The sequence below is a fragment of the Serratia sp. CY76391 genome, assembly GCF_052166695.1.
Classification (GTDB): Bacteria; Pseudomonadota; Gammaproteobacteria; order Enterobacterales; family Enterobacteriaceae; genus Serratia; species Serratia nematodiphila.
In genome coordinates this window covers 34509-53481 of sequence record NZ_JBJNOJ010000009.1, presented here as the reverse complement: position 1 = coordinate 53481, position 18973 = coordinate 34509, and the positions used below count along the sequence as shown (strand labels likewise).

Annotated in this window: 19 protein-coding genes; 13 read left to right on the top strand and 6 right to left on the bottom strand. The window is 61.7% G+C overall.

The genetic code is table 11. The annotated features are described in order from the left end of the window. The first annotated feature begins 50 nt into the window (after nucleotides 1-50). Nucleotides 51-428 carry an AprI/Inh family metalloprotease inhibitor gene (locus ACJ8PN_RS17405; protein ID WP_004934320.1) on the top strand — a complete coding sequence of 126 codons (378 nt, stop codon included), beginning with the start codon at nucleotides 51-53 and terminating at the stop codon, nucleotides 426-428. A 40-nt stretch (nucleotides 429-468) separates the two neighbouring features. On the opposite strand, the gene ACJ8PN_RS17400 is transcribed toward ACJ8PN_RS17405, so the two are convergent. Then, nucleotides 469-1095, bottom strand: coding sequence for a lysoplasmalogenase (locus ACJ8PN_RS17400; RefSeq protein WP_351107979.1), 627 nt, complete (start codon nucleotides 1093-1095; stop codon nucleotides 469-471). A gap of 159 nt (nucleotides 1096-1254) precedes the next feature. Here ACJ8PN_RS17400 and ACJ8PN_RS17395 point away from each other — a divergent pair, with 159 nt between their 5' ends. Further along, complete coding sequence (locus ACJ8PN_RS17395) at nucleotides 1255-1611, top strand: DUF2500 domain-containing protein (RefSeq protein ID WP_004934324.1); 357 nt, start codon at nucleotides 1255-1257, stop codon at nucleotides 1609-1611. Between the two features lie 3 nt (nucleotides 1612-1614). Here ACJ8PN_RS17395 and ACJ8PN_RS17390 read toward each other — a convergent pair whose 3' ends face one another. After that, entirely contained in the window at nucleotides 1615-1887 is a 273-nt protein-coding gene (locus ACJ8PN_RS17390) for a DUF1145 family protein (protein ID WP_004934327.1), read from the bottom strand. Next, nucleotides 1877-2497, bottom strand: a complete 621-nt coding sequence (rsmD, locus tag ACJ8PN_RS17385) for a 16S rRNA (guanine(966)-N(2))-methyltransferase (RefSeq protein ID WP_015376284.1) — start codon at nucleotides 2495-2497, stop codon at nucleotides 1877-1879. Before rsmD ends, ACJ8PN_RS17390 begins: the two co-directional genes overlap by 11 nt. A gap of 242 nt (nucleotides 2498-2739) precedes the next feature. On the opposite strand from rsmD, the gene ftsY reads away from it, so the two are divergent. From ftsY to rpoH, 4 genes are all read left to right on the top strand, one after another. Continuing rightward, a complete protein-coding gene (ftsY, locus tag ACJ8PN_RS17380) occupies nucleotides 2740-4227 on the top strand; it encodes a signal recognition particle-docking protein FtsY (RefSeq protein ID WP_442535119.1) in 1488 nt (495 codons plus the stop codon). A 5-nt stretch (nucleotides 4228-4232) separates the two neighbouring features. Continuing rightward, nucleotides 4233-4904, top strand: coding sequence for a cell division ATP-binding protein FtsE (ftsE, locus tag ACJ8PN_RS17375; protein WP_004934337.1), 672 nt, complete (start codon nucleotides 4233-4235; stop codon nucleotides 4902-4904). After that, nucleotides 4894-5847, top strand: a complete 954-nt coding sequence (gene ftsX, locus ACJ8PN_RS17370; RefSeq protein ID WP_004934340.1) for a permease-like cell division protein FtsX — start codon at nucleotides 4894-4896, stop codon at nucleotides 5845-5847. The genes ftsE and ftsX overlap by 11 nt, the downstream gene beginning before the upstream one ends. A gap of 317 nt (nucleotides 5848-6164) precedes the next feature. After that, nucleotides 6165-7022 carry an RNA polymerase sigma factor RpoH gene (rpoH, locus tag ACJ8PN_RS17365; RefSeq protein WP_004934345.1) on the top strand — a complete coding sequence of 286 codons (858 nt, stop codon included), beginning with the start codon at nucleotides 6165-6167 and terminating at the stop codon, nucleotides 7020-7022. A gap of 63 nt (nucleotides 7023-7085) precedes the next feature. On the opposite strand, the gene ACJ8PN_RS17360 is transcribed toward rpoH, so the two are convergent. From ACJ8PN_RS17360 to panM, 3 genes are read right to left on the bottom strand one after another with little or no spacing between them, the layout of a single operon-like run. Next, nucleotides 7086-9104, bottom strand: a complete 2019-nt coding sequence (locus ACJ8PN_RS17360) for a hypothetical protein (RefSeq protein WP_442535139.1) — start codon at nucleotides 9102-9104, stop codon at nucleotides 7086-7088. Between the two features lie 43 nt (nucleotides 9105-9147). Next, nucleotides 9148-10365, bottom strand: a complete 1218-nt coding sequence (locus ACJ8PN_RS17355) for a DUF3142 domain-containing protein (protein WP_442535118.1) — start codon at nucleotides 10363-10365, stop codon at nucleotides 9148-9150. Next, nucleotides 10362-10754, bottom strand: coding sequence for an aspartate 1-decarboxylase autocleavage activator PanM (panM, locus tag ACJ8PN_RS17350; protein ID WP_015376288.1), 393 nt, complete (start codon nucleotides 10752-10754; stop codon nucleotides 10362-10364). Before panM ends, ACJ8PN_RS17355 begins: the two co-directional genes overlap by 4 nt. A gap of 405 nt (nucleotides 10755-11159) precedes the next feature. On the opposite strand from panM, the gene ACJ8PN_RS17345 reads away from it, so the two are divergent. From ACJ8PN_RS17345 to ugpB, 7 genes are all read left to right on the top strand, one after another. Continuing rightward, nucleotides 11160-12275 carry a branched-chain amino acid ABC transporter substrate-binding protein gene (locus ACJ8PN_RS17345; RefSeq protein WP_442535117.1) on the top strand — a complete coding sequence of 372 codons (1116 nt, stop codon included), beginning with the start codon at nucleotides 11160-11162 and terminating at the stop codon, nucleotides 12273-12275. Nucleotides 12276-12392: 117 nt separating this feature from the next. Then, nucleotides 12393-13319: a high-affinity branched-chain amino acid ABC transporter permease LivH gene (livH, locus tag ACJ8PN_RS17340; protein WP_015376290.1), complete on the top strand. Its 927-nt coding sequence runs from the start codon at nucleotides 12393-12395 to the stop codon at nucleotides 13317-13319. Then, entirely contained in the window at nucleotides 13316-14599 is a 1284-nt protein-coding gene (locus ACJ8PN_RS17335; RefSeq protein ID WP_049241602.1) for a high-affinity branched-chain amino acid ABC transporter permease LivM, read from the top strand. Before livH ends, ACJ8PN_RS17335 begins: the two co-directional genes overlap by 4 nt. After that, nucleotides 14596-15366, top strand: coding sequence for a high-affinity branched-chain amino acid ABC transporter ATP-binding protein LivG (livG, locus tag ACJ8PN_RS17330; protein ID WP_015376291.1), 771 nt, complete (start codon nucleotides 14596-14598; stop codon nucleotides 15364-15366). Before ACJ8PN_RS17335 ends, livG begins: the two co-directional genes overlap by 4 nt. Nucleotide 15367: 1 nt before the next feature. After that, on the top strand, nucleotides 15368-16069 hold the full coding sequence (gene livF, locus ACJ8PN_RS17325; RefSeq protein WP_004934391.1) for a high-affinity branched-chain amino acid ABC transporter ATP-binding protein LivF: 702 nt from the start codon (nucleotides 15368-15370) through the stop codon (nucleotides 16067-16069). Nucleotides 16070-16113: 44 nt separating this feature from the next. After that, the gene (locus ACJ8PN_RS17320; protein ID WP_351107966.1) at nucleotides 16114-17301 is read left to right on the top strand and encodes an aminotransferase-like domain-containing protein; all 1188 of its coding nucleotides are present in this window, start codon (nucleotides 16114-16116) and stop codon (nucleotides 17299-17301) included. Between the two features lie 310 nt (nucleotides 17302-17611). Then, entirely contained in the window at nucleotides 17612-18931 is a 1320-nt protein-coding gene (gene ugpB / locus ACJ8PN_RS17315; protein ID WP_004934396.1) for a sn-glycerol-3-phosphate ABC transporter substrate-binding protein UgpB, read from the top strand. Nucleotides 18932-18973: the final 42 nt, after the last annotated feature.

Sequence of the window (18973 nt, the reverse complement as noted above, 5' to 3'; positions counted from 1 at the left end):
CAACGGAACGCCCGGCGCAGTCTCGGCCGGGCGTGATGCAGGAGCCCGGTATGAAAGGTACTTTAGCACGCACCGCTTTGGCGGCGGGTGGCATGATGGTGACGAGTGCGGTGATGGCCGGCAGTTTGGCATTGCCGACCGCGCAGTCGCTGGCGGGGCAATGGCAGGTGGCCGACAGCGAACGGCAATGCCAAATCGAGTTTCTGGCGCATGAACAAAGCGAGACCAACGGCTATCAGCTGGTGGATCGGCAACAGTGTTTGCAGAGCGTGTTTGCGGCGGAAGTCGTGGGCTGGCGCCCGGCTCCGGACGGCATCGCCCTGCTGCGGGCGGATGGCAGCACGCTGGCGTTCTTCTCGCGCGACGGCGATCTGTACCGCAATCAGCTGGGTGCGGATGATGCTCTGACGTTGAAAGCGCTGGCTTGATGAAGAAACGGGTTCGGCGCGCCGAACCCGCGGTAGGTCTCTACAGGTAGAGCGAACGCACGATCAGGAAGTGGCCGGAGAAGTAACAGAAAGCCACGATGGCGTCCGCCGCGCGGAAGGTGAAGCGGTAGCGGTTGAGCAGCCAAACCACGTTGGCCAGCAGCAGCAGCGAGGTGCCGGTCAGCAGCGAGAAGCCGAAATCGGTGCTGCGCAGGAAATATTGTTCGCCCGCCAGCCAGACCATCAGCAGCGTCATCGCTACGTAGGTAACGATCGGCCAGCGCATCTCTTCCAGCCGGGTCCAGACGGTGGCCAGCAGCAGTGTGCCGATCGCCAGCAGCGCCAGCGGCAGCGGCCAGAACAGGCTGAACGTCATCTGGCTGGCGAAACTCAGGGTGTACAGCAGGTGGGACAGGAAAAAGGCGCCGATGGCATACAGCACCCGTTCGCGCGGCAACAGGAGCAATGCGTCGCCGATCAGCGTCGCCAGCAGGCCGAGTACGATCAAATAACCCGCGGCGCCGAGCACCGGCGCCTGCCAGGCCAACAGCAACAGCAGCAGCAGCGTGACGGGTTTGAACACCCAGCGCTGCCAGCGCGGCCCACGGTAAGAGGCGTCGACAAACAGCCAACCGGAAAAGAATACGGCAAGGAACGGCCAACTCATTATGTCTTCCTTATGTAGGAGGGAGCCGCAACAACCGGCTCCAAACTGTCACCAATGTCACTTCTTCATTTCAGTGTAGGTAGCCTGCCGACGATCGACAATGCTTTCTTGAGAATGCTATGTTTACGCTGATTTAGCCGCGAAGGAAATGGGAAACCGATGAGTAAGCCACCGTTATTTTTTGTCGCCGTGATTGCGTTGATCGCCGTGCTGGCCACGCAACGCTACTTCAAGCAGCGGCAGCAGGAGGCGGAAAACGATCGCGCGCCGATGCGCAGTCTGCAGGTGACGGTGAGCGACAAACGCGCGGTGCCGGTCACCAAGACCCGCGCGCCGCAGCGCGAGCCGTTGGTCAATGAACCGATGAATTACGAGGTGGTGTTCAGCCCGAACCAGGGCGGTGAAGACATCCAGCTGCGGCTGAAGCAATGGCAGTACAACCCGATAGAAAAGGGCGCGCAGGGCACGTTGAACATGCAGGGCACGCGCTTCGTCTCGTTCACCGCTCAGCCGTAGCGGTCACTTCTTCTTGATGGGCGGCTGTTTCTTTTGCCAGGCCAGCAGCTCGAACACGCCAAAGATAAAGATCTTGGCCTCTTGCCAGTAGCTGATCGGCTGATCCTTCGGCTGGGTGGATTTCAACAGCACCAGCTGCAGGCCGTGCATCACCACCATAAAGAACAGCGCCACGTCGATGAAATACTTCAGCGGCTTGGGAAACGGATGGAACAGGTTAGAGAGCAGGAAGCCCCACACGCACAGCATCAGCAGGCGGCCCAGATTAATCAACATGGTCGGTTTTCTCTTGCGAACGAATATAAAGGCGATAGGCCACCTGGCCGGCGACCTTCTCCCGGTGCAGCTGCCAGCTGGCAGGCACGTCCGCCGCGGCGCTTTCCGCCTCGGCTTCTACATAGATCCAGGCCTCGTCGGCCAGCCAGCCGCGTTGCTCCAGCAACAGGGCGGTCTCCGCCAGCAGGCCTTTGCGAAACGGCGGATCGAGGAACACCACGTCGAACGGTTGGCCATCGCCCGCCAGCCAGCTCAGCGCGTTGGTGTTGATAACCACCCCTTTGCCCTGCAGCAGCGCCAGATTTTTTTCCAGCTGCTGCGCCACCGGCCGTTCGAATTCGAGCAGCGTGGCGCTGCCGGCATAGCGCGACAGCGCTTCCAGCCCCAATGCGCCGCTGCCGGCGAAACAGTCGAGGCAGCGCGCGCCCTGAATCACCGGCGCCAGCCAGTTGAACAGGGTTTCGCGTACCCGATCGGTGGTGGGGCGCAGCCCCGGGCTGTTCGGCACCGGGAGTTTGCGACCGCGCCATTGGCCGCCGATGATGCGGATCTGTCCGGCTGCGGCCTGGGGCGGTTTTTTGGCCGCCGCCCGTGGCGAGAGTCTTGTCATAAGCGTTGTTTGGTTTCTTTCGCGGCGCGGGGCCGCCGAGGTTAACGAAAAGTTGTCCCTATTCTACCGGTGACGGGCGTCGGGGGGAACGGTAAAACGTTGTTGTCTGATTTCACGCCGGAAAGCATGCCGGATGCGTGTTGCTGGGCGAGGGAAAGTGATAGACTCGGCGGATTATTGTCAGCATATATCCTTCAGGTATGGAGGGTAAGCGAGCCTTCGGTACGGAGTAGAGTCATAACATGGCAAAAGATAAGAAACGTGGGTTTTTCTCCTGGCTGGGGTTTGGCCAGAAGGAGAAGGAAGAAGAGCAACAGCAACCTGAGCCGTCGGTAGAGCAGGCGGAACCTCAGGCCGCGGAGACGCCGGCTGAACCGGTCGCCGCCAAGCTGGACGACAAGCTCCCCGCCCAGGAATCTGAACCTGCCGCCTCCGTCGACACCCCGGGAGAGTGGGATAACGGTCAGGCCGGCGAGCAAATCGCGGAAAATCTGCCTGCGGCGGCCGAGCATCCGGCGGCGCAAGCGCTGGCCGAAGAGATCGTCAGCGTCACCGAACAGGTGGCGGCGCAGCAGCAACCTGTCACCGAACCCGAGCCAGTCGTCAAACCCGAGCCGGTCGTCGAACCTGAGCCGGTCGTTGAGCCCGAGCCGGTCGTTGAGCCTGAGCCGGTCGTCGAACCTGAGCCGATTGTTGAGCCTGAGCCGGTCGTTGAGCCTGAGCCGGCCGTTGAGCCAGAGCCGGAAGCGGAAGAAGAGCCTCTGGAACCCGTCGTGCCGGCCGCTGCGCAAGAGCAAGAGCGCCCGACCAAAGAGGGCTTTTTCGCGCGCCTGAAGCGCAGCCTGCTGAAGACCAAGCAGAACCTCGGCTCCGGCTTTATGGGGCTGTTCCGCGGTAAAAAGATCGACGACGACCTGTTCGACGAGCTGGAAGAACAGCTGCTGATCGCCGACGTTGGCGTGGACACCACGCGCAAGATCATCACCTCCCTGACTCAGCACGCCAGCCGCAAGCAGCTAAAAGACGCCGAAGCGCTGTACGGCAAGCTGAAGGAGGAAATGTCCGAAATTCTGGCCAAGGTCGATCAGCCGTTGGATGTCAGCGGGAAAACCCCGTATGTCATCCTGATGGTCGGCGTGAACGGCGTGGGTAAAACCACCACCATCGGCAAGCTGGCGCGCCAGTTCCAGGCGGAAGGCAAGTCGGTGATGCTGGCGGCGGGGGACACCTTCCGCGCCGCGGCGGTGGAGCAGCTGCAGGTGTGGGGTGAACGCAACCGTATTCCGGTGGTGGCGCAGCATACCGGTGCGGATTCCGCTTCGGTGATCTTCGATGCGGTGCAGGCCGCCAAGGCGCGCGGCATCGATGTGTTGATCGCCGATACCGCCGGCCGTCTGCAGAACAAATCGCACCTGATGGAAGAGCTGAAGAAGATCGTCCGCGTCATGAAAAAACTGGACGACCAGGCCCCCCATGAGGTTATGCTGACGCTCGATGCCAGCACCGGCCAGAATGCCGTCAGTCAGGCGAAATTATTTAATGAGGCCGTGGGCTTAACCGGCATCACGCTGACTAAACTGGACGGTACCGCCAAGGGCGGGGTGATCTTCGCCATCGCCGATCAGTTCGGTATCCCGATCCGCTATATCGGCGTCGGGGAAGGCATCGAAGATTTGCGGCCATTTAAGGCTGACGATTTTATTGAGGCACTTTTTGCCCGAGAGGATTAATACGGATGATTCGCTTTGAACAGGTCAGTAAAGCTTATCTGGGCGGACGGCAAGCGCTGCAGGGGGTTGATTTCCATCTGCGCCCGGCGGAGATGGCGTTTCTGACCGGCCATTCCGGCGCGGGGAAAAGTACCCTGCTGAAACTGATTTGCGGTATCGAACGGCCCAGCGCCGGCCACATCTGGTTTGGCGGCCACGACATCAGCCGTTTGAAAAACCGCGAGGTGCCGTTCCTGCGCCGGCAGATTGGCATGATCTTCCAGGATCACCACCTGCTGCTGGATCGCACGGTGTATGACAACGTGGCGATGCCGCTGATCATCGCCGGCGCCAGCACCGAAGACATCCGTCGCCGCGTTTCCGCCGCGCTGGACAAGGTCGGCTTGCTGGATAAAGCGAAGAACTTCCCGATTCAGCTGTCCGGCGGTGAGCAGCAGCGCGTGGGCATCGCCCGTGCGGTGGTGAACAAGCCGGCGGTGCTGCTGGCGGATGAACCGACCGGTAACCTGGACGATGCGTTGTCGGAAGGCATTTTGCGCCTGTTTGAAGAATTCAACCGCGTCGGCGTGACCGTTCTGATGGCGACGCACGACACCGGGCTTATCGCCCGCCGCAATTACCGCATCCTGACGCTGAGCCAGGGCCGCATGCAAGGAGGCGCTCACCATGGCCAATAACGCAAAAACCGCCAAGAGCAAGGCGCTGCGCGGCGGCTGGCGCGAACAGTGGCGTTACGCCTGGATGAACGCCATCAAAGACATGCTGCGTCAGCCGTTGGCGACGCTGCTGACGGTGATGGTGATCGCTATTTCCCTGACGCTGCCGAGCGTGTGCTATATCGTGTGGAAAAACGTCAGCACTGCGGCCAGCCAGTGGTATCCAACGCCGCAGCTGACCGTCTATCTGGATAAATCGCTCGATGACGACGCCGCGCTGAAAGTGCTCGACGCCATCAAGGCGGAAGCCGGCGTGGAGAAGGTCAATTACCTGTCGCGTGAAGAAGCGCGCGGCGAGTTCCGCAACTGGTCGGGCTTTGGCGGCGCGCTGGACATGCTGGAAGAGAACCCGCTGCCGGCGGTGGCGATCGTCACGCCGAAGCTGAGCTTCCAGAGTTCGGACACCCTCAACACCCTGCGCGATCGCGTGGCGGCGGTGCAGGGCGTCGAAGAAGTGCGTATGGATGACAGCTGGTTTGCCCGCCTGGCGGCGCTGACCGGGCTGGCGGGCCAGATCGCGGCGATCATCGGCGTGCTGATGATCGTGGCGGTGTTCCTGGTGATCGGCAACAGCGTGCGTCTGAGCATCTTCAGCCGCCGCGACACCATCAACGTGATGAAACTGATCGGCGCCACCGACGGTTTTATCCTGCGGCCGTTCCTCAACGGCGGGGCGATGCTGGGCTTTGCCGGCGCGCTGCTGTCGCTGGTGCTGTCCGGGGCGCTGGTGTGGCAGCTGGAGTCGGTGGTCGCCGGGGTAGCCAAGGTATTCGGCACCACCTTCACCCTGCACGGGCTGGGCTGGGATGAGGCGCTGCTGCTGCTGATCATCTCCGCGATGATCGGCTGGATCGCCGCCTGGCTGGCGACGGTGCAACATTTACGCCGATTTACACCACAGTAAGATTTTTTTGGTATACTCTTCTCCTGCTGCTTTTGATCGCGTTGCGGGAGAAGAGTGACCTCAAGCGAAGTCAGCACCATCCCTCTCTTCTTAGCGCACAAATTCCCTATCGGCCTGCACCCTCATCACGTATTGTCAGCAACAATGCTTGCAAAAAAGGGTGAACTTCTGGGGCGGAGTACGGTCAAAAATTGCAGCAAATGTTAAGGTGCCCGGCGTGTGGAACCGCTTTTGCTTCAGCAACTGCCGTAGAATCAATCATTTCCCCGCTGTAATAATCACCTGCATGATTTTGTATTCTCATAGAGAGGGTTTGAATGACCAAAGAAATGCAAACTTTAGCCTTAGTACCCCAAGGTAGCTTGGAAGCCTATATCCGGGCAGCCAACGCCTATCCGATGCTGACGGCAGAGGAAGAGCGGGAGCTGGCTGAACGGCTGCATTATCAGGGCGATCTGGATGCCGCTAAGCAGCTCATCCTGTCTCACCTGCGCTTTGTCGCTCATATTGCCCGCAACTATTCAGGCTATGGTCTGCCGCAGGCGGATCTGATTCAGGAAGGCAATATCGGCCTGATGAAAGCCGTTCGCCGCTTCAACCCTGAAGTCGGCGTGCGTCTGGTTTCCTTTGCGGTGCATTGGATTAAGGCGGAAATCCACGAGTACGTATTGCGCAACTGGCGCATCGTGAAAGTGGCGACCACCAAAGCGCAGCGCAAGCTGTTCTTTAACCTGCGCAAAACCAAACAGCGTTTGGGCTGGTTCAACCAGGACGAAGTGGAACTGGTGGCCCGTGAGCTGGGCGTAACCAGCAAAGACGTGCGCGAGATGGAATCTCGCATGGCGGCGCAGGACATGACGTTCGATCCGACTCCGGACGACGAGGCCCGCGACGGCCAGTCGATGGCGCCGGTGCTGTACCTGCAGGACAAGAGCTCGGACTTCGCCGAAGGCATCGAGGAAGATAACTGGGAAAGCAACGCCGCAGACAAACTGGCCTATGCGCTGGAAGGTTTGGACGAGCGCAGCCAGCATATCATTCGTGCCCGTTGGCTGGACGACGACAACAAGTCGACGCTGCAGGAGCTGGCCGATCAGTACGGCGTTTCCGCCGAGCGCGTGCGCCAGTTGGAAAAGAACGCCATGAAGAAACTGAAAATGGCGATCGAAGCCTGAGTCGATGCGAGATTCGATAAAAAAGCCCGGCAAGCCGGGCTTTTTAGTGCCTGAAATTCGGCGCTATGGCGCCACGGCGGCAAAGTCTGGCGCTGGGCAGTCGTAGCCGAATTTCGCCGCCCACGGGTAGCGGGTGCCGGTGTTGATGTAGCGCTGATAAAGCGCCCGGCCGGTTTTGGCGTCGCGCTTGATAACCCAGCTGGCGGCGTTACACAGCACGGCGGCATAGGCCTGGCTCTTCGGCGGCAGCAGATCGGCCGCCTGCTGCGCCAGCCCAACCGCCTGCCAGCGATAGTGCAGGAAACGGTTGTCTTCCGCCGGTAGCGCCGCCTTGGCGCGTGCCGCTTCCGCGCTGTCGATCCAACTTTTGTGCTTCAGCTCGCGAGTATCGAACGCATCCCCCAGATAGGAATAGCCGGCGCCATAGATGGCGTAGTCCGGCGTCATTTCGTAGCCGGTAAACTCCAGCCCCTGGGAACGCAGCAGGTTGGCGGCGCGATAGTAAGCCTGCGCACGCGCCAGCGGTGTGGCGGATTTGTCCTTGGCGGCCTTCAGCTCGTCGGCATACTGCTGCGCCGCCTGCCGGTAGTTGGGGATATCGAAGTAGGCCAGCGCCTCCGGTGCTCTTCCGACGCGCATCAGCCGCCGCGCCAGCAGTTCGCGCAGCTGCACCTCCGGCGTGATCTGCTGGCCGCCGTAGTCGTCCGGGTTTATCGGCTTGAGCGGTGTTGTCGGCGCCGGGGCGTGCTTATCGACAAAGCCTTTCAACTCATCGACGGTCAGCACCCGCTCTGCCACGTCGGCCACGTCGGCCCAATAGAGCGCCTTGCCGCGATACAGCAGGTCCATCGCCTGCAGATAGTCGCCGCGGTTCAGCGCCAGGATGGCCTGTTCGCCGGCCACCCGGCATTCGGGCACGATGGTTTCCGCAACGAAGTCGGCGTTGCGCTGTTCACCCCAGCTTTCGTCGGCGGGGAACGCGCTTGCCGCCTTGGCGTAGGCGGCGGTGGCGGCCTTCAGGTCGCCGTCGCGCAGCGCCATTTTCGCGCGCAGCCACCATGCGAGGCCGCTGTCACCGGCGTTCTTCAGCAGGCTTGCCGCCATCGGGTACTGCCCCGAACGGTAAGCCAATGCCGCCAGCCGATCGCTGCCGGCGAAGCCGCTTTTCACTGAGCCGTCCAGCAGCGTCAGGATCTGGTTGATGATTTGTGCGGAGCGGCCGTTGCCGTCGGTATCCGCCATTTGCAGGTTGCCGCTGCGGGCGAACAGCTCAATGGTCACCAGCTGTTGGATCAACGGATCGCCGATAACCTGCTTCAGCGTGTCCAAATGGTCGGGATTGACCAGGAAGCTGGAGACGTACTGCAGCGACTGCCCGCCGCTCGGATCGCCCTGCGCCGCCTGCTGTGCGTACAGGTGGGCGGCGGGGGCGACCTCACCCAGCCACAGGTGGATACGCGCCTGCTGCCCAAGGCTGCTCAGCGCCAGCTGATCGGGATCGGCGGTACCGTTTTTCACCCGTTCGATCACCTGCTGGAATGCAGCCAGCGCCTGTTCGAGCGCAGCTTTTGGCGGGTGCTCGGCGGCGGGGGCTGTTTCACCGGATTCATTCACCGGCGTTCCGTGGTCCGCCATCAGTACGCGCCCCAGCGAATACTGCGCCCGCAGCCCCCAATCGCCCTGCTCGGCGGCCGGTAGCTTCAGCACCTGCTGGAAATAGTCTGCGGCGCGCGGATCGTGGCTGGCGAAAGCCACGGCGCCCAGTTGATAGAGACGCGCAGCGTTGGACAACCCTTGCGTATTGACGGCGTCAGCCTCTTCTACCGTTTTGGCGGTGCGCATTTTGCCGATCGCTATCGTTTCCGGCGATTGCGGCATCGGTTTCGGCGGCATCGGCGGCGGCGGAGCCTGCCAGTGCGGCAACTGACTGTCCGCCGGCACCAGCCGGCCGGCTTCGAAGGCGAAATTGCCCTCCGGCATATACAGCAGGGTGCCGTTACGGTCGATCAGCAGCCGGTTAGGAAAATCCGGGCCGCAGGCATAGCCGTTCAGCGGCAGCGCCAGCGCGGCGCCGATCAGCATGGCCAGCGGAAGAAGGCGGCGGGTGTTCCGTGCCGCGCGCGTATCAAGGTGTGACAAGGGTGCCTCCTGGCGTCAGTTGTTGGCAGCGCAGCCAGCCCAGCGGCCGGGATTGCCCGGCGCGCAGCTGATCGCCGCTGATGCGAATAAAGCGTTGCCGTTGCGGTGCGGATTCCAGCCGGTAGTTGCCGACCGCGTCCGCCGCCAGGCAGTCGTCGGCGCGGATGATGACTTCTTGCGGCAGCGGGGCGTCCACCGGCCCGTTGTTATGAATTATCAGATCATACAGCCCGTTTTGCTGTGGCTGAGGCCTAAATTTTACCTGCCAGTCGACATTCAGCGGCAGCCGTTCGATCACCGCTCGCAGCGTGGCGAGCGACCAGGCGCGCCGATCGTCCGCCAGCGGCAAGCGGAACCAGATAATGCCGCGCAGCCGGGGCGGCGTTTGCTGCGCCAGCGTTTGCAGAAAATCGGCGATCTGCTGCGGCGCGACCGCCAGTTCGCGGCCGTTGCCGGCCACGCGCAGCGAGGATTCGCTCTCCACCTGCGCGCCCTGCGCATCAAATCCCAGCAGCGCCATGCCATAGGCCGGCAGCGCGACGCGAAACGGCTTCGGTGTGACGGCGGCGTACTGCCGCACCCAGCGCAGCGCCAAGGAGCCGTCAAACAGCCCCTGCTGCGGCGAGAGCACCGCATGCACCTGCAGGACGGAACTGTCGGCCTGTTGCAGTACGCCGGGCAGGCCGGGTGAACCGATCCAGGCGGGCAGGGCGGTGATGCCGAGTTGCAAAGCGGCGGGCAGCCGTTGGCGTAGCCGCTGCAGAAAGCGTTGGTAGCCCGGCAGGCGGGCGGTGGCGGCGTCATGATCGATCTCGACGCCGGTGACGTGCAGCCCGGCCGCCTGCCAGCGTTGGGCGAGCGCCAGCAGCCGCTGGATAATGGCTTCTTGGTCCAGCTGCGGCAGCTGGCCGTCGAGGCGCGCCACCAGCCAGAGCGGGCGGCCATCCTGTTGCAATAAGCGCAGGTCGGCCGGGATTTCCCGCCAGCCCTCGCGTGGATGCACCTGCAGCGCCAGCACCCGCAGCCCGGCGAACAGATCGCGGCTGTGCGCCAGCGCATCGGCGTGCTGCGGCGTCCAGACCCGCTGCCAGACATAAACCTGCTGATCCCAGTCTGAGGCCAGGCGCAGCGCCTGCTGGCGCCCGAGGAACGCGGCCGCCAGCCCCAGCGCAATCAAGACCAGCGCCGCCAACCGGCGTTTCATTTTTGCCAGAGATCGCCCTGCGGTGCGAAGCCGCAGGCGCGCATGAAGTTCTCGACTTCCCCGCGTTCGCGCGGTGCCAGGCCGGCGGTCGACAGCTGCCAGTGAGCGACCTGCGGCAGCTGACGCTGCGCATCCTGCACCAGGTAAAGACCGACGCCGCGGCGGCGCGTCACTTCGCGCACCAGCAAGTCCTGCAGCTCGGCGCGGTCATCCTGCAGCGCAATTTTCACCGCGCCCAGCAGACGCTCGTTGAAGCGGGCGGCAAACAGCGCCTTGCCGCCGCTCAACCAGCTCTGCCACTGTTCCGGCTGCTGATGCGGCCAAATTTTACCGAGATCGATAAGGTCTTGCGGGGACAGCGCGGTCAGGCGCTCGATGGTCAGTTTCATGCAGAATTTCCGCGCAGTTAAATGATGCCGACAGTGTAATAGATCTTGTGCAGAGCGTTGTGTAAGTTTTTCTGTACGATTACTGTGCAATATGTTTTTTGCACGGGGCATTTTCCGAGTAAATAGTTAGTAAAGGGATTGTTAACCAGCACAACGCGCTACGCCTCAAGGTAAACGGCGCAGATTTAATTCGAATTTTATCCTGTTTACACCGCTTGTTTCTGCCTGATGAAGTTGATTTGCAGCAGAAAATTCCTGTTTAATGGCATGAAAAATAAAGTCTTATTAGAAAATAATGCCGACAAAGCGCCTAAATCATTATTACTTATAACAAAAGCGGTCAATAACGATCGGGCGCAGGCAAACACAACAGGTACGTTCACAACGACAGATGGGGATTTGCGGATGAAATTAACAACAGGTAAGGCACTGCTGGCGGGTTGCATTGCGATGGCCATGAGCCAGGCGGTTATGGCGAAAGACATCAAGGTGGCGATCGTCGGGGCGATGTCCGGCCCGGTCGCGCAGTATGGCGACATGGAGTTTACCGGCGCGCGCCAGGCGATTGCCGACATCAACGCCAAGGGCGGCATCAAGGGCGACAAGCTGGTCGGCGTGGAATACGACGACGCCTGCGATCCGAAACAGGCGGTTGCGGTCGCCAACAAGGTGATCAACGACGGCATTCGCTACGTGATCGGCCACCTGTGCTCCTCGTCCACCCAACCGGCGTCCGATATCTATGAAGACGAAGGCGTGATCATGATTACCCCGGCGGCCACCAACGCCGATCTGACCACCCGCGGCTACAAGATGATCCTGCGCACCACCGGTCTGGATTCGGATCAGGGCCCGACCGCCGCCAAATACATTCTCAGCGACATCAAGCCGAAGCGCATTGCCGTGGTGCACGACAAGCAGCAATACGGCGAAGGTCTGGCGCGCTCGGTGCGCGACAGCCTGAAAAAACAGGGCACCGAAGTGGCGATGTTCGAAGGCATCACCGCCGGCGACAAAGACTTCTCCACCCTGGTGGCGCGCCTGAAGAAAGAGAATATCGATTTCGTGTATTTCGGCGGTTACTACCCGGAAATGGGCCAGATCCTGCGTCAGGCCAAACAGGCCGGGTTGACAACCCGCTTCATGGGGCCGGAAGGCGTGGGTAACTCCTCGCTGTCCAACATCGCCGGCGCCGCCTCGGAAGGCATGCTGGTGACGCTGCCGAAACGCTACGATCAGGTGCCCGCCAACCAGCCGATCGTCGATGCGCTGAAAGCCAAGAAGCTGGATCCGACCGGCCCGTTCGTCTGGACCACCTATGCCGCGCTGCAGTCGCTGACCACCGGGATGGAGCGCAGCGGCAGCCAGGAGCCGGCGGACATCGTTAAGGATCTGAAAACCGGCAAACCGGTGGACACCGTGATGGGGCCGCTGACCTGGGATGACAAGGGCGATCTGAAAGGCTTCGAGTTCGGCGTGTTCGAGTGGCATGCCAACGGCACGTCCACACCGATCAAATAAGCCATAATGATTAGGGTGGGGCGCAGCGTGCTGCGCCCGGCGGGTCGGCTTGCCGGCCCCGTCTCCCTTTACCCGCCGGTTCTCCGCCGGCGGGTTTCGCAGCCAAGGGTTCAGAGTATGTCAGAGCAGCTCCTCTATTTTCTGCAGCAGATGTTCAACGGCTTAACGTTGGGCAGCACCTATGCATTGATCGCCATCGGTTACACCATGGTTTACGGCATCATCGGCATGATCAACTTCGCCCACGGCGAGGTGTACATGATCGGCAGCTATGTCTCCTTTATCGTTATCGCCGCCCTGATGATGCTCGGCATCGACGTCGGCTGGCTGCTGATCGGCGCCGCGTTCCTGGTCTCGATCGTCATCGCCAGCGCCTACGGCTGGAGCATCGAGCGGGTGGCCTACAAGCCGGTGCGCAACTCCAAGCGCCTGATTGCGCTGATCTCGGCCATCGGCATGTCGATATTTCTGCAAAACTACGTCAGCCTGACGCAGGGCTCACGCGATCTGGCGCTGCCCAGTCTGGTCACCGGCCAGTGGGTGCTGGGGGAAAGCAACGGCTTCGCCGCCACCATCAGCACCATGCAGCTGACCATCTGGCTCGTGACCTTCCTGGCGATGCTGGCGCTGACGCTGTTTATCCGCTATTCGCGCATGGGCCGTGCCTGCCGCGCCTGTGCGGAAGATCTGAAGATGGCCAGCCTGCTGGGCATCAACACCGACCGGGTGATCTCGCTGACCTTCGTCATCGGTGCGGTGATGGCGGCGGTGGCCGGGGTGTTGCTCGGCCAGTTCTACGGCGTCATCAACCCTTACATCGGCTTTATGGCCGGTATGAAAGCCTTCACCGCCGCGGTTCTGGGTGGCATCGGCAGCATTCCCGGCGCGATGATCGGCGGCCTGGTGCTGGGCGTGGCGGAAGCGCTGACCTCCGCTTATTTGAGCACCGAATACAAAGACGTGGTGTCGTTCGCGTTGCTGATCGTGGTGCTGCTGATCATGCCGACCGGCATTCTTGGGCGTCCGGAGGTTGAGAAAGTATGAAACTCAATCTGCTTAATGCGCTGATCGCCACGGCGGTGCTGTTCGTGATGGCGTCGTTCCTGATGGGCATGCAGCTCAGCCTGGACGGCACCAAACTGGTGGTGCACGGCGCGGCGGAAGTGCGCTGGATGTGGATCGGCATCGGCTGCGTCATCGTCTTTTTCTTCCAGCTGTTGCGCCCGCTGCTGCAGCAGGGCCTGAAAAAGGTCTCCGGCCCGGCGTTCGTGCTGCCGAGCTTCGACGGCACCACGCCGCGGCAAAAGCTGCTGGCGGCTCTGCTCATCGTCGCGGCGGTCGCCTGGCCGTTCCTGGTGTCGCGCGGCACGGTGGATATCGCCACCCTGACGCTGATCTACGTGATGCTGGGCCTCGGCCTCAACGTGGTGGTGGGCCTGTCCGGTCTGCTGGTGCTCGGCTACGGCGGTTTCTACGCCATCGGCGCCTACACTTACGCGCTGCTGAATCACTATTACGGTTTCGGTTTTTGGGAGAGCCTGCCGCTGGCGGGTATCGTCACCGCCGCCTTCGGCTTCCTGCTCGGTTTCCCGGTGCTGCGGCTGCGCGGCGACTATCTGGCGATCGTGACGCTCGGCTTCGGCGAGATCGTGCGCATTCTGCTGCTGAACAATACCGAGATCACCGGCGGGCCGAACGGCATCAGCCAGATCCCGAAACCGACCTTTTTCGGCCTGGAATTTAACCGCAGCGTGCGCGACGGCGGTTGGGATACCTTCCATAACTTCTTCGGCCTGAAATACGATCCGAGCGATCGCATCGTGTTCCTGTACCTGGTGGCGCTGCTGCTGGTGGTGCTGACGCTGTTCGTCATCAACCGCCTGCTGCGCATGCCGCTCGGGCGCGCCTGGGAAGCGCTGCGTGAAGACGAGATCGCCTGCCGCTCGCTGGGCCTCAGCCCGACGCGCATCAAGCTGACCGCCTTTACCATCAGCGCCGCCTTCGCCGGGTTTGCCGGCACGCTGTTCGCCGCGCGCCAGGGTTTCGTCAGCCCGGAATCCTTCACCTTCGTCGAGTCGGCCTTCGTATTGGCGATCGTGGTGTTGGGGGGCATGGGCTCGCAGTTCGCGGTCATTCTGGCGGCGATCCTGCTGGTGGTGTCGCGCGAGCTGATGCGCGATCTGAATGAATACAGCATGTTGCTGCTGGGTGCGCTGATGGTGCTGATGATGATTTGGCGGCCGCAGGGGCTGTTGCCGATGAAACGGCCGCAGCTGAAGCTGCAGGCGGCGGACATTCACGCGGGCAAGGGGGAACAGGCATGAGCGTTCAACCTTTACTTCAGGTGGAAGGCCTGTCGATGCGTTTCGGCGGGCTGCTGGCGGTCAACAATGTGGCGTTGACGCTGAACGAAGGCGAAATCGTGTCGCTGATCGGCCCCAACGGCGCCGGTAAAACTACGGTATTCAACTGCCTGACCGGTTTTTACCGCCCGAGCGGCGGCACCATCAAATTGCGCGATCGCCATCTGGAAGGGCTGGCGGGGCAGGCCATTGCCCGTATGGGCGTGGTACGCACCTTCCAGCATGTGCGGCTGTTCCGTGAAATGACGGTGATTGAGAACCTGCTGGTGGCGCAGCATCAGCACCTGAAAAGCGGCGTGTTCGCCGGGTTGCTGAAAACCCCGGCCTTCCGCCGCGCCGAAGCCGAGGCGCTGGCGCGCGCGGCGGAGTGGCTGGAGCGCGTCGGCCTGCTATCGATGGCCAACCGTTCGGCGGGCAACCTGGCCTACGGGCAGCAGCGTCGGCTGGAGATCGCCCGCTGCATGGTGACCCGACCGGAGCTGCTGATGCTGGACGAACCGGCCGCCGGCCTCAACCCGAAAGAGACCGACGAGCTGGATCATCTGATCGTCGAGCTGCGCGATCGGCATAAGGTCTCGGTGTTGCTGATCGAGCACGACATGAAGCTGGTGATGGGCATTTCCGATCGCATTTACGTGGTGAATCAGGGCACGCCGCTGGCGCAGGGCACACCGGCGGAGATCCGTAACAACCCGGACGTGATTCGGGCTTATTTGGGCGAAGAATAATATGTTGTCATTCAATCAGGTATCCGCCCATTACGGCAAAATTCAGGCGCTGCATCAGGTCAGTCTCACGATAAGTCAGGGCGAAATCGTGACGTTAATCGGCGCCAACGGCGCCGGTAAAACCACGCTGCTCGGCACCCTGTGCGGCGAACCGCGCGCCAGCGAAGGCAGCATCGTCTTTCAGGGCCAGGACATCACCCAGTGGCAAACCTCGCGCATCATGCGTGAAGCGGTGGCGATCGTACCGGAAGGGCGGCGCGTCTTCTCGCGCATGACGGTGGAAGAAAACCTGGCGATGGGCGGCTTCTTCGCCGATCGCCAGCAGTATCAACAGCGCATCGAACGGGTGTTCACGCTGTTCCCGCGCCTGCTGGAGCGCCGAAGCCAGCGCGCCGGTACCATGTCCGGCGGCGAACAGCAAATGCTGGCCATCGGCCGCGCGCTGATGAGCCAGCCGAAGCTGCTGCTGCTCGACGAACCTTCGCTTGGGCTGGCGCCCATCATCATCCAGCAGATTTTCGACATCATTCAGCAACTGCGGGAAGAGGGCATGACCATCTTCCTGGTGGAGCAAAACGCCAATCAGGCGCTGAAATTGGCGGACCGCGGTTATGTGCTGGAAAACGGCCGCGTGGTGTTGGAAGATACGGGGGCTGCATTGTTAGCCAACGAAGCAGTGAGGTCGGCGTATCTGGGCGGTTAATCCGCCCCCCTACGAATTAAAATAATCAGGTACGAGAAGAAGAAATGAAGACAGAAGGGTTACTCGCGCAGCGCATCGTTAACGTAAAAAGTTCGGCCATCCGTGAATTGCTTAAGCACAGCAAGATGGAACACGTCATTTCGCTGGCGGGCGGCATCCCCTCTGATGCGCTGTTCGATTTCGAAGGATTGAGCATTGCCACCCAGCAGGCGATCACCGAACAGCCGAAAAGCGCGTTCCAGTATGGCCTGACCGAGGGCAGCCCGCTGCTGCGTGAGCGCATTTGCGCGCTGTGCGCCGAGCGCGGCGTCACCGCTCGCGCGGAAGAGGTGATGGTCACCGCCGGTTCTCAGCAGGCACTGGATTTGGTGATGCGCGCCATCGTCAACCCGGGCGACGTGTTCGTGGTGGAGCGCCCGACCTACCTGGCGGCGCTGCAAACGCTGGAACTGGCGGAAGCCAACATCATGTCGGTCTCGTCCGACAGCGACGGCATGGTGGTGGAAGAGCTGGCCGAGCTGCTGAAAACCCAGCGTATCAAGGGCGTGTACGTGGTGCCGAACTTCGGCAACCCGAGCGGCATCACCCTCAGCGCCGCGCGCCGCGAACTGCTGGTGAAGTTGGCCGTCGAACATAACTTCCTGATCATCGAAGACGATCCGTACGGCGAGCTGCGTTTCACCGAAGAGCGCCACCCGACGCTGCATCAGGTGTCGCAGCGGGTGCTGGGCAACACCGACCACATCATCTATACCTCGACCTTCTCCAAGATCCTGGCGCCGGGCCTGCGCCTGGGCTGGGCGATCCTGCCGCCGTTCCTGCTGCATAAAGTGGCGATCATCAAACAGGCGGCGGATCTGCACGCCAGCGCCCTGTCGCAGAGCATCGTCGAATGCTATCTCGGCCTGGATCGCCTGCCGGCTCAGATCGACAAGATCCGCGCCGCCTACAAACAGAAGGGCGAGATCCTGGCCGGTTTGGTGGAGCAGGAGCTGGGCGACTACATCACCTTCGATAAACCGAAGGGCGGCATGTTTCTGTGGGCGCGTTTCCGCCAGCCGTTCAACGCCACCGAATGGCTGAACACCACGCTGCAGCAGGGCGTGGTGTTCGTGCCGGGGGAATACTTCTTCTCCGACAACCCGGATCGTTCGACCTTCCGCCTGTCGTTCGCCACCGCCACCGAGCAGCAGATGCAAGAAGCGGTCGCGCGCCTGCGCCGTTCGCTGTAAGCCTCGCGGCGGCGGAGCCGATGCCCGCCGCCGACATCAAACCGCCATCTTCACTTCACCTTGTCGTCATGTGGCTGTCATGTAACGGTTATTTTTCTGTCATCCGCGCATGGCATGTTATCCCCCGTCATCTTTCGAGCCGCAGCGTTGTTGGCTGCCCGGCTGCCCCCCTGTCACTTAGTTAGCTAAGCTCCAGGGAGCCAGCAGGTTGCCGCCTAGCTGCAACTCGAAAGCTATAGGGGCACTCCCTCATTAAGAATTGATTCTTTTCGCTCACGCGCTTTTACACCAGCTTTTTCAGGAGTTAGGCATGCTCACCTACGCTATTCGCAAAACCACGCTGTGCGTCGCATTGACCCTGGCGGTCAGCGCCCAGGCGCTGGCGGCGACAGAAATCCCGTTCTGGCATTCGATGGAAGGCGAACTGGGTAAGGAAGTGGACTCTCTGGCGGATCGCTTTAACCAGTCGCACAGCGACGTCAAGATTGTGCCGGTTTATAAAGGCAACTACGAACAGAGCCTGGCGGCGGGTATCGCCGCTTACCGCTCCGGCAAGGCGCCGGCGATCCTGCAGGTTTACGAGGTGGGCACCGCCACCATGATGGCCAGCAAAGCCATCAAGCCGGTCTACGAAGTGTTTAAAGAGGCCGGCATCAACTTCGACGAATCGGTGTTCGTGCCGACGGTGGCCGGCTATTACACCGACAACAAGAGCGGACATCTGCTGTCGCAGCCGTTCAACAGCTCCACGCCGGTGCTGTACTACAACAAAGACGCCTTCAAGAAGGCCGGTCTGAACCCGGATCAGCCGCCGAAAACCTGGCAGGAGCTGGCGGCGGATACCGCCAAGCTGCGCGAAGCCGGCATGAAGTGCGGTTACGCCAGCGGCTGGCAGGGTTGGATCCAACTGGAGAACTTCAGCGCCTGGCACGGCGTGCCGTTCGCCAGTGAAAACAACGGCTTCGGCGGCACCAGTGCCAAGCTGGAGTTCAACCAACCGCTGCAGGTCAAGCATATCGCGCTGCTCGAAGCGATGAACAAGAAGGGTGATTTCACCTACTTCGGCCGCAAAGACGAATCCACCGAGAAGTTCTACAACGGCGATTGCGCCATCACCACCGCCTCTTCCGGTTCGCTGGCGGACATCAAGCACTACGCCAAATTCAACTACGGCGTCGGCATGATGCCGTACGACGCTGACGCGAAAAACGCGCCGCAGAACGCCATCATTGGCGGGGCCAGCCTGTGGGTGATGAACGGCAAAGACGCCGCCACCTACAAGGGCGTGGCCGAATTCCTGCAGTACCTGGCGCAGCCGGAAATCGCCGCCGAATGGCACCAGAAGACCGGCTATCTGCCGATCACCACCGCGGCTTACGACCTGACCAAGCAGCAGGGCTTCTATGACAAGAACCCGGGCGCCGACGTCGCCACTCGCCAGATGCTGAACAAGCCGCCGTTGCCGTTCACCAAGGGCCTGCGCCTGGGCAACATGCCGCAGATCCGCAGCGTGGTGGATGAGGAGCTGGAAGGCGTGTGGACCGGCAAGAAAACGCCTCAGCAGGCGTTGGACGCAGCCGTGCAGCGCGGTGACGTACTGCTGCGTCGCTTCGAAGCATCAACCAAATAACCCTGCGTCGCGGGCCCGGCGGACCGGGCTCGCGTCTTCACG

Bases quoted from the DNA above. Each gene is read 5' to 3' on its own strand.
- ftsX (WP_004934340.1), top strand. From the start codon at position 4,894: ATGGCCAATAACGCAAAAACCGCCAAGAGCAAGGCGCTGCGCGGCGGC.
- rpoH (WP_004934345.1), top strand. From the start codon at position 6,165: ATGACCAAAGAAATGCAAACTTTAGCCTTAGTACCCCAAGGTAGCTTG.
- ACJ8PN_RS17355 (WP_442535118.1), bottom strand. From the start codon at position 10,365: ATGAAACGCCGGTTGGCGGCGCTGGTCTTGATTGCGCTGGGGCTGGCG.
- ACJ8PN_RS17405 (WP_004934320.1), top strand. From the start codon at position 51: ATGAAAGGTACTTTAGCACGCACCGCTTTGGCGGCGGGTGGCATGATG.
- ACJ8PN_RS17400 (WP_351107979.1), bottom strand. From the start codon at position 1,095: ATGAGTTGGCCGTTCCTTGCCGTATTCTTTTCCGGTTGGCTGTTTGTC.
- ACJ8PN_RS17320 (WP_351107966.1), top strand. From the start codon at position 16,114: ATGAAGACAGAAGGGTTACTCGCGCAGCGCATCGTTAACGTAAAAAGT.
- panM (WP_015376288.1), bottom strand. From the start codon at position 10,754: ATGAAACTGACCATCGAGCGCCTGACCGCGCTGTCCCCGCAAGACCTT.
- rsmD (WP_015376284.1), bottom strand. From the start codon at position 2,497: ATGACAAGACTCTCGCCACGGGCGGCGGCCAAAAAACCGCCCCAGGCC.
- livH (WP_015376290.1), top strand. From the start codon at position 12,393: ATGTCAGAGCAGCTCCTCTATTTTCTGCAGCAGATGTTCAACGGCTTA.
- ACJ8PN_RS17360 (WP_442535139.1), bottom strand. From the start codon at position 9,104: ATGCTGATCGGCGCCGCGCTGGCGCTGCCGCTGAACGGCTATGCCTGC.
- livG (WP_015376291.1), top strand. From the start codon at position 14,596: ATGAGCGTTCAACCTTTACTTCAGGTGGAAGGCCTGTCGATGCGTTTC.
- ACJ8PN_RS17335 (WP_049241602.1), top strand. From the start codon at position 13,316: ATGAAACTCAATCTGCTTAATGCGCTGATCGCCACGGCGGTGCTGTTC.
- ftsY (WP_442535119.1), top strand. From the start codon at position 2,740: ATGGCAAAAGATAAGAAACGTGGGTTTTTCTCCTGGCTGGGGTTTGGC.
- ugpB (WP_004934396.1), top strand. From the start codon at position 17,612: ATGCTCACCTACGCTATTCGCAAAACCACGCTGTGCGTCGCATTGACC.
- ACJ8PN_RS17395 (WP_004934324.1), top strand. From the start codon at position 1,255: ATGAGTAAGCCACCGTTATTTTTTGTCGCCGTGATTGCGTTGATCGCC.
- livF (WP_004934391.1), top strand. From the start codon at position 15,368: ATGTTGTCATTCAATCAGGTATCCGCCCATTACGGCAAAATTCAGGCG.
- ACJ8PN_RS17345 (WP_442535117.1), top strand. From the start codon at position 11,160: ATGAAATTAACAACAGGTAAGGCACTGCTGGCGGGTTGCATTGCGATG.
- ACJ8PN_RS17390 (WP_004934327.1), bottom strand. From the start codon at position 1,887: ATGTTGATTAATCTGGGCCGCCTGCTGATGCTGTGCGTGTGGGGCTTC.
- ftsE (WP_004934337.1), top strand. From the start codon at position 4,233: ATGATTCGCTTTGAACAGGTCAGTAAAGCTTATCTGGGCGGACGGCAA.